General features: G+C 62.5%; 17 protein-coding genes. 9 read left to right on the top strand and 8 right to left on the bottom strand.

Annotation, left to right across the window (positions count from 1 at the left end):
- Positions 1 to 8: 8 nt before the first annotated feature.
- Together AC02Y0_RS12845 and AC02Y0_RS12840 are read right to left on the bottom strand one after the other, a co-directional pair.
- The gene (locus tag AC02Y0_RS12845) at positions 9 to 671 is read right to left on the bottom strand and encodes a DUF2161 domain-containing phosphodiesterase (RefSeq protein ID WP_476379297.1); all 663 of its coding nucleotides are present in this window, start codon (positions 669 to 671) and stop codon (positions 9 to 11) included.
- 145 nt (positions 672 to 816) lie between these two features.
- Positions 817 to 1110 (bottom strand): hypothetical protein, encoded by a 294-nt coding sequence (locus AC02Y0_RS12840; protein ID WP_476379296.1) that lies wholly within the window; start codon positions 1108 to 1110, stop codon positions 817 to 819.
- Between the two features lie 104 nt (positions 1111 to 1214).
- Here AC02Y0_RS12840 and AC02Y0_RS12835 point away from each other — a divergent pair, with 104 nt between their 5' ends.
- Positions 1215 to 1748: a phosphatidylglycerophosphatase A family protein gene (locus AC02Y0_RS12835; protein ID WP_476379295.1), complete on the top strand. Its 534-nt coding sequence runs from the start codon at positions 1215 to 1217 to the stop codon at positions 1746 to 1748.
- A gap of 17 nt (positions 1749 to 1765) precedes the next feature.
- Entirely contained in the window at positions 1766 to 2020 is a 255-nt protein-coding gene (locus tag AC02Y0_RS12830; protein WP_476379294.1) for an Ada metal-binding domain-containing protein, read from the top strand.
- Between the two features lie 19 nt (positions 2021 to 2039).
- Here the strand turns inward: AC02Y0_RS12830 and AC02Y0_RS12825 are convergent, their stop codons facing one another.
- The 3 genes from AC02Y0_RS12825 to AC02Y0_RS12815 form a co-directional block, all read right to left on the bottom strand.
- A complete protein-coding gene (locus tag AC02Y0_RS12825; RefSeq protein ID WP_476379292.1) occupies positions 2040 to 3350 on the bottom strand; it encodes a TRAP transporter large permease in 1311 nt (436 codons plus the stop codon).
- On the bottom strand, positions 3350 to 3889 hold the full coding sequence (locus tag AC02Y0_RS12820; RefSeq protein ID WP_444558831.1) for a TRAP transporter small permease: 540 nt from the start codon (positions 3887 to 3889) through the stop codon (positions 3350 to 3352). The genes AC02Y0_RS12825 and AC02Y0_RS12820 overlap by 1 nt, the downstream gene beginning before the upstream one ends.
- A gap of 69 nt (positions 3890 to 3958) precedes the next feature.
- Positions 3959 to 4993, bottom strand: coding sequence for a TRAP transporter substrate-binding protein (locus tag AC02Y0_RS12815; protein WP_476379291.1), 1035 nt, complete (start codon positions 4991 to 4993; stop codon positions 3959 to 3961).
- 390 nt (positions 4994 to 5383) lie between these two features.
- Between AC02Y0_RS12815 and AC02Y0_RS12810 the strand changes: the two genes are divergently transcribed.
- From AC02Y0_RS12810 to AC02Y0_RS12790, 5 genes are all read left to right on the top strand, one after another.
- Positions 5384 to 6526 (top strand): alpha/beta hydrolase, encoded by a 1143-nt coding sequence (locus AC02Y0_RS12810; protein WP_476379290.1) that lies wholly within the window; start codon positions 5384 to 5386, stop codon positions 6524 to 6526.
- Positions 6527 to 6735: 209 nt separating this feature from the next.
- Positions 6736 to 8058: a phosphatidylglycerol lysyltransferase domain-containing protein gene (locus AC02Y0_RS12805; protein WP_476379288.1), complete on the top strand. Its 1323-nt coding sequence runs from the start codon at positions 6736 to 6738 to the stop codon at positions 8056 to 8058.
- Positions 8055 to 9467, top strand: a complete 1413-nt coding sequence (locus AC02Y0_RS12800) for a virulence factor family protein (protein ID WP_476379287.1) — start codon at positions 8055 to 8057, stop codon at positions 9465 to 9467. The genes AC02Y0_RS12805 and AC02Y0_RS12800 overlap by 4 nt, the downstream gene beginning before the upstream one ends.
- A gap of 64 nt (positions 9468 to 9531) precedes the next feature.
- Positions 9532 to 9810, top strand: a complete 279-nt coding sequence (locus AC02Y0_RS12795) for a prevent-host-death protein (RefSeq protein WP_476379286.1) — start codon at positions 9532 to 9534, stop codon at positions 9808 to 9810.
- The gene (locus tag AC02Y0_RS12790; protein ID WP_476379285.1) at positions 9807 to 10112 is read left to right on the top strand and encodes a type II toxin-antitoxin system RelE/ParE family toxin; all 306 of its coding nucleotides are present in this window, start codon (positions 9807 to 9809) and stop codon (positions 10110 to 10112) included. Before AC02Y0_RS12795 ends, AC02Y0_RS12790 begins: the two co-directional genes overlap by 4 nt.
- A gap of 3 nt (positions 10113 to 10115) precedes the next feature.
- On the opposite strand, the gene betA is transcribed toward AC02Y0_RS12790, so the two are convergent.
- The gene (gene betA / locus AC02Y0_RS12785) at positions 10116 to 11768 is read right to left on the bottom strand and encodes a choline dehydrogenase (RefSeq protein WP_476379284.1); all 1653 of its coding nucleotides are present in this window, start codon (positions 11766 to 11768) and stop codon (positions 10116 to 10118) included.
- Between the two features lie 100 nt (positions 11769 to 11868).
- Here betA and AC02Y0_RS12780 point away from each other — a divergent pair, with 100 nt between their 5' ends.
- Positions 11869 to 12066 carry a type II toxin-antitoxin system RelE family toxin gene (locus AC02Y0_RS12780; RefSeq protein ID WP_476379283.1) on the top strand — a complete coding sequence of 66 codons (198 nt, stop codon included), beginning with the start codon at positions 11869 to 11871 and terminating at the stop codon, positions 12064 to 12066.
- A 3-nt stretch (positions 12067 to 12069) separates the two neighbouring features.
- Entirely contained in the window at positions 12070 to 12420 is a 351-nt protein-coding gene (locus tag AC02Y0_RS12775; RefSeq protein WP_476379282.1) for a helix-turn-helix domain-containing protein, read from the top strand.
- Between the two features lie 214 nt (positions 12421 to 12634).
- On the opposite strand, the gene betB is transcribed toward AC02Y0_RS12775, so the two are convergent.
- Positions 12635 to 14098: a betaine-aldehyde dehydrogenase gene (betB, locus tag AC02Y0_RS12770; RefSeq protein ID WP_476379281.1), complete on the bottom strand. Its 1464-nt coding sequence runs from the start codon at positions 14096 to 14098 to the stop codon at positions 12635 to 12637.
- Positions 14099 to 14204: 106 nt separating this feature from the next.
- A complete protein-coding gene (gene betI / locus AC02Y0_RS12765; RefSeq protein ID WP_476379280.1) occupies positions 14205 to 14852 on the bottom strand; it encodes a transcriptional regulator BetI in 648 nt (215 codons plus the stop codon).
- Between the last annotated feature and the right edge of the window lie 164 nt (positions 14853 to 15016).

The following is a 15016-nucleotide window of genomic DNA, read 5'->3' as shown; positions in this document are numbered from 1 at the left end:
CGCAACGGTCATGGCAGTGACGCCTGCGGCTGCCACCGCGCAAGCGCCTCCAACCCCACAGGCGTCAACCCATAGATACCGCGATCCACGCGCTCGAACCAGCCATAGACATTGCCCTGCAGGATCTTGGCAGCTTCCGGCACATGGTCGCGGATCTCCCGCACCTTGAGCGGACCTGCGGAAAGCGCGGAGGCGCAAGCCAGCGCCTGCTGGCGGTAGGCGGTCATCAGTGGTGTTCGCGTGCTGCCGCCGACGGCCGGGTCACCTTTCCGCTTCTGATGTTCGCGCATCAGCCGTGAGCGTCGTTTCGGATTGGTGCGTGGCATCGGCGTGACCGAGCCGACGATCACGCTGACCTCGCCGCGATCGGATATGCCGAGCATGCCGATCCCGAGCCTGCGGCAGAGATCGCGGTAGCGTTTGTCGCTCTCACGCCCTCGGCCCTTGGCCGAGACGCGCGCGGCAATCCAGACCTCGTCAGCGACCGCGGCGCGGTCGACGGCCTGCAGGATGAGTTCGAGGTTGAAGCTGAGCTTCAGTTCGCAGACGACCACGACGGGTGGCTCGTCATCACGAACGCCCACCACGTCGCAGCCGCCGACTTCGCCCTTCACGGCATAGCCTGCCTGTTCGAGGAAGCCTTTGACCGGCAGGTAGAGTGAAGTTTCCATGGGTCTGACTGCGCCTGGGAGAGAATCGGTGACACCGACAGCGAATTCTGTCTGCCCGAGACCCCGATATAGCTGATGACGCCGGCATTCAACGGTGAGTTCAAAGGCTGGCTCGGCCGATCCGCTCGGATCCCGGCGACCACGATCAGATGAAAAGGACGATAATCAGCCAGACGGTTGCCGTGGCGCGCACAAGGATACGTGCGGTGCCATCGACGGCTTCAGCCCCGGTCCACACGCAGTGCCACATGAAGGCGTTGTAGGGCAGGGGCAGCAGGAAGACGAGGACGACAAGCCAGATCGGAGCCTCCGCAGCCGCCAGAAACAGGGCTCCGGCAAGGCAGGCCAGGCTCATCGTCGTGCCGACGGCGATCATGTCGCGCCAGAACAGGGTCCGGAGAGACACCCGACTGGCCAGCCTATCGGTGAAAAACTTCACGTTACCTGCCTCGAATTTGCAACTGTGGACGCATATCTGCAACGCGTATACCCGGTCCGGCCCGTCGGACAATCGGAATTTTGAACCCTCGACCTTAAGAGCCCATGCCCGAAATCGAGATATTGCAGCCCCCGGGCATTGGTCTGGTTCCAGCCTGGCAGTGGCTTTTGGCCACCTGGTTCGGTGCGGGACTGGTGGTTCCCTTCAGGGCAGGGCTTGCGGTCTTCGCCCTTCTGCCGCTCCTGCTGCTGTCGATCAAACTGCCAAGGCATGTCGTGCCGGTGCTGGGCGTCGTCATCTTCGCCATCGGCGTTTATGCCGCCTCAGCGATCGATCTGGCGACGGGCGTGAAGGATGATCGCCGGATTGTTATCGACGAAGTGGCTGCCTTCCTGATCGGTGCATCCCTCATTCGCCAGGCCGGCTGGAAGATGCTCGTGCCCTTTGCCGCGCTCTTCCTCTTTCTCGACAGGCTGAAACCCTGGCCGATGGCCTATGTCGAGCAGGTGCCGTCAGGCTGGGGCGTGATGCTGGATGATCTCGTTCCAGCGCTTGCGGTCGGCGTTCTCTTTGCGGGTGTTCAAATCGGCAGGAAACGGGTGGCGCGGCGAGGGTTTCACACGGATCCTGCGCCTTGAAAACCACCGGAGACAGTATGCAAATCGACCGCACGACGACACCCGAACTGCCTGTGGGAGATGCCCGCTGGAATGCCATCCTCGACCGCGACCGGGCCATGGATGGCCGCTTCGTCTACGGCACCCTCTCCACCGGCATCTTCTGCCGCCCGTCCTGCGCCTCGCGTCCGGCGCGACCGGAAAGCGTTGTCTTCCATGAAACTGCAGAAGCCGCCCGTGAGGGCGGCTTCCGAGCCTGTCTGCGCTGTTATCCGGATCAGCCCGAAACGTAGGGGCTAACCTCGAACCTCCTCACACAAGGAAGATCGAGATGATCGGAAAGGCCGTGAGCAGCATGATACGGAAGAGGTCGGCAGTGACGAAAGGCACGATCCCCTTATAGGTCTCGCGGATCGGTACATCGCGGGCCATCGCCGATATGATGAACAGATTGAGCCCCACGGGTGGCGTGATCATGCCGATCTCAGCCACCATCAGCACCAGAATGCCGAACCAGATGGCGAAATGCTCCGGGCTCATGCCGAAATCCATGGCCGTCACGATCGGGAAGAAGATCGGGATCGTCAGCACGATCATGGAGAGCGAATCCATGATGCAGCCAAAGATGATGTAGAGCACCAGAATGATGATCAGTACGGTCATCGGCGCATAGCCCTGCGCCGTCACCCATTCCGCGCCCATCTGCGGCAGGCGGGAAAAGGCGAGGAAGGAGTTGAACACCGTAGCGCCGAGGATGATGAAGAAGATCATGCCGGTCGAAACAGCCGTCTCCTTGAAACAGTCGTACAGCGACTTGCGGTCGAGGCCGCCATTGGCCCAGGCAACGAGGCCTGCACCGACCGCGCCCACGGCCGCCGCCTGGGTGGGCGTGAACCAGCCGAGATAGATGCCGCCGACGACGGAAAAGAAGATCGCCACAACCGGCCAGACCGCGATCAGCGCCGGCACCCGGTCCTTCCAGGCAACGCGGGCTGCATGACCCGCCGATTCCGGCTTCACACGCACATAGATGGCGATCACGATGAGATACGAGATTGCTGCGATGATGCCGGGCACGAAGGCGGCGAGGAACAGCTTGGCAATGTTCTGCTCGGCAAGGATCGCATAGATGACGAGCACGACAGACGGTGGGATCAGGATGCCGAGCGTGCCGCCGGCGGCAAGCGACGCCGTGGCGAGCCCGCCGGCATAGCCATTGCGCTTCAGCTCCGGCAGTGCGACCTGCGCCATGGTGGCAGCCGTTGCCAGCGAGGAGCCACAGATCGAGCCGAAGCCGGCAGACGCACCGATCGCGGCCATCGCAACCCCGCCCTTGCGGTGCCCGAGAAACGCCGCAGCCGCATTGAACAAGGCCTGGCTCATGCCGCCGCGCGCCGCAAACTGGCCCATCAGCAGGAAGAGCGGAATGATCGACAGCGAATAGTTCGCATTGGTGTTCCAGGCGAGAACCTTCATCTGCGCCAGAACAGGCGTCCATTTGCCGAGCACCAGGAAGGTCCCGACAATGCCGGTGCCGAGCATGGCAGCCCCGATCGGTACGCGCAGGAAAATCAACAGAATAAGGACGGGAAAGGACCAGAGGCCGATTTCAATACTGCTCATCAGTGCGCTCCCATCGCAGCAACAATTGGTTTGCCACGGCGGATGTCGCGGATGTCGGCAGCGATCACGAAGAGGCAGACGATGACATTGGCAATCAGGATGGCAAGCGCGATGGCAAAGCCCCACCAGACCGGCATCAGCAGCAGGGGCGTGGTCTCGCCATTGCCGATCTTGTCCATCGTGCCGACGGCATGGCGCCAGGTGACCAGGCCGATCAGCAGCGTGATAACAACGTCGCCGATCAGCTGGGTCCAGTTCATGGCTTTCGGTCCGAAGGCGGAGATGAGGATGTCGACCCCCACATGGCCGCGCTTCAGCTGGCAGAAGGGCAGAAACGCAAAGACGGCAAGGCCGCACAGCGCCTCGACAAGTTCGATCTCCCCGGGCAGCGGCCGGATCGTCAGGCCGCCGACGATGGAAGCTACGGTCAGGCCGCAGGCGACCACAAGACAGAAGCCGCCGAACAGAACAAGGCCCGTGGCCAGGGCATGACAGCCCCGCTCCAGTCTGTCGAAGCTGGTTGAAGTGGCAGGTGCCATCAATAAGTCCTCTGATACGCTCAAAAGGTCCGGGCGCCTTCCGACAAGCGCCCGGACAAGTCGGGGAGGTTACTTGCTGTTGGCCTGGATCAGGGCAAGAGCGTCGTTGTAAAGCGTGGTGCCATCAAGCCCCTTGCCGTCCATCTCGGCAATCCAGGCCTTGGTCACGGCCTCGCCGGCCGCCTTCCAGCGGGCAGTTTCCGCTTCATCGAGCGTATAGGTCGTGTTGCCGGCCTTGTCGGCAATGTCCTTGCCGCGCACGTCGCCTTCGTCCATCGCCTTGCCGAAGAGACGAGCCAGTTCCTTGCCGGAATTGTCGTCGATGATCTTCTTCAGGTCGTCGGGCAGGGCGTCATAGCTGTCCTTATTCATCGCAAAGACGAAGGTACCGGTGTAAAGGCCGGTGGCGCCCGAAAAGGCCGTGTGGTTCGGCGCAAGTTCCGCGATCTTGATCGCCGGCGTCACTTCCCACGGCACGACGGAGCCGTCGATGACGCTCTTCGACAGGCTTTCCGGCACGGCCGTGACCGGCATGCCGACGGCGGAGGCACCCATGGCTTCCAGCATCTGGTTGACCACCTTGGAGGTGCCGCGCAGCTTCAGGCCCTGCATGTCTTCAAGCTTCTGAACCGGCTTGGAGGCGATGGTATGGATGAGGCCCGGACCATGCGTATGGACGGCGAGCACGTGATATTCCGCCAGTTCGTCCTTCAGGTGCTTGTCGGCATAGTCCTGGAAGGCAACCGAGGTCGCTTCCGCCGTCGTCACCATGAACGGCAGCTCGAAGGCTTCCGACTTCGGGAAACGGCCGGGCGTGTAGCCGAACAGAGTCCAGGTAAGGTCGACAACGCCGTCCTTGACCTGGTCGACGAGGTCGGACGGCTTGCCGCCCAGCTGCATCGCCGGATAGAGCTCGACGGCGATGCGGCCGCCGGAATCAGCCTGGATCTTCTCGGCCCAAGGCTGCAGCACCTTCGCCGGGATCGTCGCCTGTGGCGGCAGCATCTGGTGCAGCTTGAGGGTAACGTCCGCAGCGAAAGTTGCGGCTCCGGTCAGGCAAAGTGCAGCACCGGACAGTCCGGCGATCAAAAATTGGCGCAACATGATTTCCTCCTCCCATGTTTTGTTCAGCTGGGAATATCCACCGGCTCGAGGCAACGGAGCAATCAAAAAACATGACTAGTCTAGTCATGTAAAGATCGCGTCGCCCGGTTCCTCACTCCCATCCGGCAGACTCTTCCTTGTCAGTTATGATTACAGAAGGGATGCAGGCAGGCAAATAATTATGTGGCCGGAAACCATAACCGAATTGGTATGTATCCACCTGTGCAAAGCCGGGTTCGTCCGCTGTCTCACACGTGTCTGTCGGCTGCACTTCCGGCATTCCACAGGCCTTGGCTCTTGGCGCAAATTCGTTCTGCGGTTATAGCTCGCGCGGCTGCCCGGTCATGAGGACGCGTGGCGGCGGTTGTCGATCTGCAAGGATGATCCTGTATGCGTTTTCCGACCCTCGGCGGCCATGGCCGGTCGCGTTTGGCCCTTATGGCGCTCTGCGTGGTCTCAACCGCTGGCCTCACCGCCTGCGCCGGAAGGCCCGGACCGGAAACGCTGGATACCGTCGCCGTGGGTGACTTCAAGCCGACACGGGTCGAAACCCTCTATTCGGTCACCACCCGCGACCGCGCCGAGCCCGGCAAGAACGTCTTCACCACCGACAAGACGCGTGAGCCGAATTATGCAAGCTTCGACGTCTCCATTCCGCCGACCCATGTGGCGGCCAATATCGAATGGCCAAAGCCCGGTCGCAAGGTCAACCCCAAAACCGATTTTGCAGTTGTGTCCCAATCCGTGCTTGACCGGGAAAGCCTCCTGCAGGCCGTTCGCCGTCGTGAGAAGGGCGCGCCTGTCGTCTTCGTCCATGGCTACAACTACAATTTCCAGGAATCGCTGTTCCGGCTGGCGCAGTTGAAAACTGACAGCAATTTCGATGGAACGCCCATCCTCTTCTCCTGGCCCTCGCTCGCGGCATTGCCGGGTTATGTCGCCGACAAGGAATCCGCCACCTATTCGCGGGACGCCCTGGCCGACATGCTGACCGACGTCGTGCGCGCCCGCAAAGGCGAGGTCGATGTCTTCGCCCATTCCATGGGCGGGTGGCTGACTGTCGAAGCGCTCCGCCAGCTCAGGCTGGAAGGCAAGGGCGATGTACTCGACCGCCTCCGCGTGATCATGGCAGCCCCCGATATCGACGAGGATGTGTTCACTGCCCAGCTCGATGTCATCGGCCGCATGAAGACCCCGATCACCATTCTGGTCGCACCCGATGACCGCGCCTTGCTCGTGTCCAGCGTTCTCGGTGCCGGCACCCAGCGTGTCGGCGCGCTCGATGCGCGCAATCCCGAAGTGGCCGAGGCGGCAAAGCGCTACGGCATCACCATCGTCGATATCTCCTCGCTGGAATCCATCGATGCCACCAATCACAACCGTTTCTTCGATGTGAAGCAGCTGGCAACGACGCTGAGCAAGCCGGCATCTGTCGCAACGCTGGGCGATGCCGGAGCCTTCGTCTTCGATGCCGCGGCACAAACCGTGTCGAGCCCCTTCTCGCTCGCCGCAACAGTCCTGCGCCAGCGCTGACAGTCTGATCTTGACGCGGCGAGGGGGCATCGGTCCGCTCGCCACGCAGGGCAGTCTTGCGTTTCGTCAGCTTGACCGACGAAGAAATCCGGTGTCTTGCGCAATTTATGCGTTGGCTTACCGACTCGTTTACCCGTTGGTGTCACAAGCTTCGGTCCATGCATGGGCGCTAATAAGCGTTCCGTTTCCCTTTGTTCGTGGTCCGGTTCATGGCTTCTTCTCTGTCCGATGCCGAGGCGGCGGCTCCTGCACCTTCATCAGGTCGCACCAAGCCCCTGTCTGTCGTCGCTCTCTCGCTGATTCCGAAGCTCGTCCTGCGGGCGCCGCGCACCGGCATGGTGCTTGGCGCGCTTGCCATGCTGGCACTGCTTGGTCCGGTTCTTGTTGAAGAGAACCTGTTGAAATTCGGCTGGGGTCTGGTGCTCGCCCGCCATGGCATCGATGCGACCGAGGGCACGCTCGGCCTTTCCATGGTGCTCGGTGTCATCGCCTCGCGCGGTCTGGTGCGCAACCCGCGCCGCAAGCGAGAAGAGGAAGACGATGCCGCCGACGATGTCGCTCGCGCCACAGCACTTCTGCCGCAGCAGGAGAACGCCAGCGCCGGCCTTGTGCGCCTCGGCGACAAGCGCATCCTCTTTTCCGACTGCGGCCAGGGCTTCATCATGTATGCCCGCCAGGGTCGCTCGCTGGTCGCGCTCTTCGATCCCGTGGGTCCCAAACATCTCTGGGCGTCGCTGGTCGAAAAATTCATCGCCGAGGCCCGCCGCACCCGCAGCCGGCCGGTGTTCTACCAGGTCTCAGCCGACTTTCTGCCGGTCGCCGTCGACATGCGCCTCCAGGCGCTGAAGCTTGGTGAGCAGGCGGTCGTCGATCTCACGACCTTCACCCTGGCTGGCGGCGACTGGCTGAAGCTGCGCCGCTCGATCAACCGCGCCGAGCGCGACGGGCTTGCCTTCGAACTCCTGGCTCAGGAAGCCGTGCCATCCGTCCTCGACGAGCTTGAAACCGTCTCCGGCACCTGGCTCTCTGCCCACAAGGCCGGCGAAAAGGGCTTTTCGCTCGGCACCTTCGATCGCGCCTATGTTGCCGCAGGCCCGGTTGCCGTCATTCGCCTTGAAGGCCGGATCGTTGCATTCGCCAGCCTGATGACCGCCTCGTCCGATGGCGATGCCTTCATCGACCTGATGCGCCATGTCCCAGGCATCCATCGCGGCATGATGGACCTGCTCTTCGTGAAGATCATGGAGGCGCTGAAGGGGCAGGGGTTCCGCACGCTCAATCTCGGCATGGCGCCGCTGGCCGGACTCTCCAGCCATAGACGCGCGCCGGCCTGGAACCACGTTGCCCGCCAGGTCTTCGAACACGGCGAACGCTTCTACAATTTCCGCGGCGTGCGCGCCTTCAAGGAGAAATTCGATCCCGACTGGCAGCCGCGTTATCTCGCTGTTGCCGGCCAGGGGCTGCCCATCCTGTCATTGATCGACGTGACGCTTCTGATCGGCGGCGGCCTGAAGAGCCTCTTGCGCAAATGACCCGCCCGCGCGGGCAGGGCCCGATCCGGACCCGGATGGCAAGATTGCTCGCCACTTGTGGCCTCGTCTTGCCCCTAGTCGCGGCCGTGCCGGATGTCTCTTCTGCAGCCGATGGCATTGTCAGCCTGCCGCAGGACCGCATCTCCGCCCCCGATGACGGCAGCATGACGGGCGTGGTGCTGATCCTCTCCGATGCCAATGGCTGGGACGCGGTCGAGCAGGCCGCCCTGGAGAGCGTGGTGCTCGCAGGCGCGGTTGGCGTGGGCGTTGATCTGCGAACCTGGCGTGCCGCACTCTCGCGCGAGACCGAGCGCGACTGCCTCTTCCTGCCCGCCGATATCGAACGCCTGACCCGGCAATTGCATCGCAGCCATACGGCGGAGTTCTATCGCCCGCCGCGCATTCTCGGCTTCGGCGAAGGCGGGGCCTTGGCGCTCGCCATCGCCGCCCAGACCCCGAATGGAAGCTTTGCTGAGACGATCGGCGAGACGGTTGCCGTCGACCCGACAGAGGCCATCGCCCTGCCGAAGCCACTCTGCACGCCGGCCCCGCGCCGCGAGACTGCAGAGGGCACGGCCTACGGCCTTTCCCCCGGGAAGCTGCCCAATCCTGTCCGCATCACCCTCTCCGTCGCCGTTAACCCGGAGGCCGTCCGGCATGCGGCATCGCTTCGGGCGAGCCATCCAGATGTGGTGATCGCCGACGGCGAGGGCGGCCCGGCGCGCATCCTTTCGGCTGAAGCGACGGGCCTTGTCGCCCGCCTGAAGCCCGACGATGTGGCTCTCGATCTGCCGCTGGTGGAGGACATCGTCACGCCCGCACATGATACAGTGGCGATCTTCTATTCCGGCGATGGCGGTTGGCGCGACATCGACCAGCGCATTTCCGCCCGGCTCAACGAACAAGGCGTGCCCGTCATCGGCGTCGACGCACTGCGCTATTTCTGGAGCGAAAAGACCCCGGAAGCGACGGCCGCCGACCTCTCACTCATCATCGGGCACTATCGCAAGCGCCTCGGTGTCTCCAAAGTCGTGCTGATCGGCTACTCCTTCGGCGCCAACCTCCTGCCCAAGGTCTACAACCTTCTGCCGGATCCAGACCGCAAAGCCGCCACGGTCCTCTCGCTGCTGGCGCTCTCGCACCAGGCCGATTTCGAGATCGTGCTTGGAAGCTGGGTGGGCGTTGCAGGCACGGCCAAGCACGGCGACCCCGTCGACCATCTCGCCACCATCGACGCAGCCAGCGTCCAGTGCGTCTACGGCCTGGACGAGCAAGACAGCGGCTGCCCGGCGCTCGCCGGCCGCGTCAAGGACGGCCTCGAACTCATCGCCCGCCCCGGCGGCCACCATTTCGATGATAATTACGAACTGGTGGCAGACCGTATCCTGGCGCGGATTGTGTCCCGCTGAACCCGACCGCCTTATCAGCCCACCGTTTTCGCGGTATGATCCCGTGAGATCAGGGAGCCAGCCCATGAACGAAACCGTCAAGCCATCAGTCCTCGACGACGAGGACTTCCACGCCGCCGCCGAAAGCGTGCTGCGCGAAGGCGAGACCGTGGCCGATCTGATCGACCGCTCGGCACGGGCGGAGGTGGAGTATCGGCGGGAACAGGCGGACTTTGTTGCACGAGGCTTGGCGGCGCGCGAACACATGGCCCGCACCGGCATTTCTTACACGACCGACGAGGTGCTTGGCATGATGCGCGAGATCCGCGATGAGGCGAAGGCAAAGGCCGTGAAATCGCGATGAGCCGGCGGCTGCATTATTCCGAAGCCTTTTTTCGTGACATGCAGCGTTACTACCGTCATCTCGCGAGCCTCAACCCCCGCGCCGCCGACAAGGCTTACGACGCGGTTGCCCGTCACCTGGATCTTCTGGCCGACTTTCCGATGATCGGGCGACGCGTTGAAACAGACGACGAGACAATCATGCTACGCGAAGTTCTCGTGCCTTTCGGTCAGGCTGGCTACATCATCCTTTTTGAAATCGTCGACGTCGAGACCCTCTCGATCCTCGCCATCCGCCACCAGCGCGAAGACGACTATCGCTGATCCTTACCGGTCGCTGACCTCCCAGCGCGGGGTGATCCACGGTTCCTGATTGCTGCGGGGCAGGGGCTGCTTGCCGAGGATATGATCCGCTGCCTTCTCCCCCGTCATGATCGAGGGGCCGTTGAGATTGCCGTACGTGACATGCGGGAAGATCGAACTATCCGCCACGCGCAACCCCTCGACGCCGATCACCTTGGTCGTCGGATCGACGACCGCCATGGGGTCGTCCGCACGGCCCATCTTGCAGGTCCCGCAGGGATGATAGGCGCCTTCCAGATGTTCGCGCAGATAGGCGTCGATCTCTTCGTCCGACTGCACATTCGGCCCCGGCGCCACCTCGATCTCGCGATAGGGATCGAAGGCCTTCTGGTTGAAGATCTCACGGGTGACGCGCACCGCATGGCGGAATTTTACCCAGTCCTCCGGGTCGCTCATATAGTTGAAACGCAAGACCGGCGTGTCCTTCACGTCAGGCGAACGCAGCGTTACCGAGCCGCGCGACTTCGACATGTTGTAGCCGACATGCGCCTGGAAACCGTGGCCACCCACCGCCGACTTGCCGTCATAGGAGATCGCGATCGGCAGGAAGTGATACTGGATGTCGGGCCATTTGACGCCGGCCGCCGACCGGATGAAAGCCGCCGCCTCGAACTGGTTGGAGGTGCCCAGACCCTTCTTGAAGAACAGCCACTGCGCCCCGACAATTCCCATCCAGAACCAGTTGTTCTTCGAGTGCAGCGTGATCGGTAGCTTCGACTTGAACTGGTGGTAATATTCCAGGTGATCCTGCAGGTTCTGGCCTACACCCGGGCGATCGGCGACAACAGGAATGCCCATCTCCTTGAGATGTGCCGCCGGCCCAATGCCCGAAAGCATCAGGATTTTGGGTGAGTTGAAGGCCGATGCCGCAACGATCACCTCGCGGTTCGCCCTGACGATCTCTATTCTGCCACCGATCTCGACCTCGACGCCGACAGCACGGGTGCCCTCCATCACGACCTTGCGGGCATAACAGCGGATCAGCGAGACATTCGGCCGCTTCAGCGCCGGCTTGAGATAGGCATTCGCCGTCGACCAGCGCCGCCCCTGCCAGCTCGTCTGCTCCATCAGGCCGAAGCCTTCCTGTTGCCGGCCGTTATAGTCTTCGGTGACCGGAAAACCGGCCTGCTGCCCGGCTTCGATGAAGGCACGATACAGAGGGTTTTTCACCTCGCCGCGCCGCACATGCAGCGGCCCGTCGGTCCCGCGCCAGCCTTCTTCGCCGCCATGCGATGTTTCCTGCCGCTTGAAATAGGGCAGCACGTCCGCATAACCCCAACCGGTCGCGCCCAGTTCTTCCCAGCGATTGAAATCCTCGGCGTGCCCGCGCACATAAACCATGCCGTTGATCGACGACGACCCGCCGATCACCTTGCCCCGCGGCGCAATCATCCGGCGATTGTTGAGGTGCGGCTCGGGCTCGGTCATGTAGCCCCAGTTGTAGCGCTCCATGTTCATCGGATAGGCGAGGGCGGACGGCATTTGCACGAAGGGCCCGATATCGGAGCCGCCGAATTCCAGCACGATGACCGTATTCTTGCCGTCTTCTGAAAGACGGTAGGCCATGGCTGCCCCAGCGGAGCCGGAACCGATGATGACGAAATCTGCGCTGTGCATGGTCTCAGATCCGAGTGGTTGAAGAGTTATAGCTATTTGCTATAATCGCAAGATGAAGAGGGTGGAGTACACCAAGGCGGCCAGCAAAGTTTTGGACCGTATGCAGCCCAAGCGACGGGATGCAATCCGGTCGAAGGTCGATGCCTTCGCGCGCGGCGAGCGTGTTGACGTGAAGAAGTTGACGGGCAGCGCACTTCTCAGAATTCGTGTCGGTGATGACAGGGTCATCATCGATGAGCAGACGATGCTGGTTATCGTTGTCGAGGTCGGGCCGCGCGGCGGCATCTACAAGGAGTGAACCATGGGCGAGCTGCGAAAGACCGTCATCGACGGCGAGACCTACGTTCTCGTTCCCGAGGACGACTACGAAGACCTGATCGATGGCATTGAGGCCGAGAAGATCCTGGCGCGCGTCAGGGCCGGCGAGGAGACTTGGCCGGCCGAGCTCGTTTACGAGCTCTGGGAAACCGACAGCCGTATCCGCACCTACCGCAATTACCGAAAGCTGTCCGTCTCCGACCTCGCGACCGCTGCCGGTATTTCCCAGCCCTACCTCTCCGAGATCGAGAGCGGCAAGAAAACCGGCTCCGTCGATGTGCTGAAGCGCATTGCAGCCGCGCTGAAGGTCGATCTCGACGATATCGTGGTGTGAACGTTTGTCACGACCGAATGTCTGAAGCCTGAACCGCCCGGCTCCCTCACCCGCGGCGCAACTCGTTGCGCCTGGCCTCCGCTTCGCTTGGCCATCCTCTCCCCGAGGGGAGAGGAGCTGACGTAGTCGCCGCGCGCTTTCTTTTCCCCCTAGCGGGGAGAAGGTGCCCCAAGGGCGTATGAGGGGGTGAGTTTGCGCGACGGCCCCGCTCATCTCAATACGGCGCCTCGCATTTGCCCATGCCGACATAAACCGTCTTCAGTTCGGAATAATGCTCCAACGCTGCTGCCGAATTCTCGCGGCCAAAGCCGGACTGCTTGGATCCGCCGAAGGGAATCTCGACCGGGCAGAGATTGTAGGTGTTGATCCACAGAGTGCCCGCCTCCAGATGATCGACCACGCGATGCGCGCGCGAGAAGTCGGCCGTGAACACGCCGGCAGAAAGACCGAATTCCGTGGCGTTGGCCCGCGCGATCACCTCTGCCTCATCCTCGAAATCGAGTACGCACATGACGGGCCCGAAGATCTCTTCGCGGGCGATGGTCATGTCGTCGGTGACATCGGCAAACACCGTTGGCTGGATGTAGAAGCCCTCACCGGTCACGCTGTTCGGAATGCCGCCACCGGTGATGAGCGTCGCACCCTCCGCCTTGCCCTTGTCGATATAGGACAAGACCTTCTCGCGCTGGGCAAGCGATACCATCGGCCCCATCTGCGTTGCCTCGTCCTGCGGGTCGCCGATCAAGATCGCCTCGGTGCGGGCCTTGAGGCGTGACAGGAACGTCTCCTTGATTGCCTTGTGCACGAAGACGCGCGTGCCGTTCGAGCAGACCTGGCCGGTCGAATAGAAATTGCCCAGCATCGCGCCCGAAATCGCGCTGTCGATATCGGCATCGTCGAAGACGACGATCGGTGACTTGCCGCCGAGCTCCATGGTGACATGCTTGAGCTGGCTGGCAGCCGCCCCCGCCACCTTGCGGCCGGTCGGCACGGAGCCGGTCAGCGACACCTTGGCGACATCGGGATGCGACACGAGCAGCGGCCCGGTCTCGCGGTCCCCCTGAATGACATTGTAGACGCCCTTCGGCGCGCCCGCCTCGATCAGGATCTCGGCGATCTTCAAGGCACCGAGCGGCGTCACTTCCGACGGCTTGAACACGATCGCATTGCCGGCGGCAAGAGCGGGTGCGCCCTTCCAGCAGGCGATCTGCTGCGGATAGTTCCAGGCGCCGATGCCGACGACGACGCCGAGCGGCACACGCTTGGTATAGGCCCAGTCACCGCCGAGCGGGATCTGGCTGCCGTTCATCGCGGTCGCGATGATGCCGCCGAAGAATTCGAAACTGTCAGCCCCCGAGGTCGGGTCAGCGACAATCGTTTCCTGGATCGGCTTGCCGGTATCGAGCGTCTCAAGCTCGGAAAGCTCGCGATTGCGCTCGCGCATGATTTCGGCGGCCTTCTTCAATACGCGCCCGCGTGCCGAAGGGCTCCACGACGCCCATTCCTTCTGCGCCCGCTTGGCGGACGCAATCGCCTTTTCGATGATCGCAGGGGTCGCGGCATGCAGCCTTGCGATCACCTCGCCGGTGGCGGGATAAATGCTCTCGATAACGGTGCCTTCGGTATCCTCGACATACTCCCCGTCGATGAAATGGGAGGCTTGCGGTTGGGCTTTCATGTCCTGTCTCCAGACGGGTGTTCGAATGTGCATCTTGCTATTAAGGGCCCCTCATCCGCCCTTCGGGCACCTTCTCCCCGCAGGCGGGGAGAAGGATTCTCCGGCGCTAGCGGTCGCCTCTCCCTCTCCCCGCTTGCGGGGAGAGGGTAGGGTGAGGGGCAATTGTTTCGGCGGTCACGGCTTGCAGCTGCCCCGTCACATAGTCCTCGACCAATGCGACAGACGCATCAAAGGAAAGCGGGGCAGCTTTCAGAGATTGCCGGATATAGAGCCCGTCGATCATCGCGGCTGCGCCATCGGCAATGCGGCTCGCGTCGGCGGGGCCACAGAGCGGCTTCAGGCCCGAGATCAGGTTCGATTGCAGCCGCCGGGCATAGAGCGCGAGCAGCCGGCGCACCTCTTCCGAACGCTGCGCTTCCGAATAGAAGGCGAGCCAGGCGGCGACGACTTCTGGCGCGAACTGGTCGGCCTGGAAGGAGATCCGGATGACCGCCGAGATCCGCTCGCGCGGTGTTTCCGCCTCGCTCAGTGCCGCCCCCGCATCGGTGCGCAATTGGCGCAGCAGCGAACGGATGGTCTCGATCAGCAACTGGTCCTTGGAGCCGAAATAGTGATGCGCAAGCGCCGCCGACACACCCGCCTCGCGGGCGATCTCCGACATGGTCACGGTCAGCGAGCCGTGATGACCGATCGTCTTCAACGCGGCATCAACAAGCGCCTTGCGGCGCACCGGCTCCATTCCGACCTTCGGCATCTGATATCCCCTATCTTGACCCATGATAATTTTGATTGACTGATCAATCAATAAAAAATCTGCGACATGCACCGTAGCGAGAGCGCCAGCCGTTTAACCGTAAACCGTGTGCAGTGAAGCCTATTCGGATCTGCTGAAGTATGGCGCGCAGTGTCCCGAAAAAC

Source organism: Allorhizobium sp. nf9_anc, from assembly GCF_056323085.1.
The sequence above is the reverse complement of the archived record's forward strand: the minus strand, read 5'-3'. Positions and strand labels throughout refer to the sequence as shown.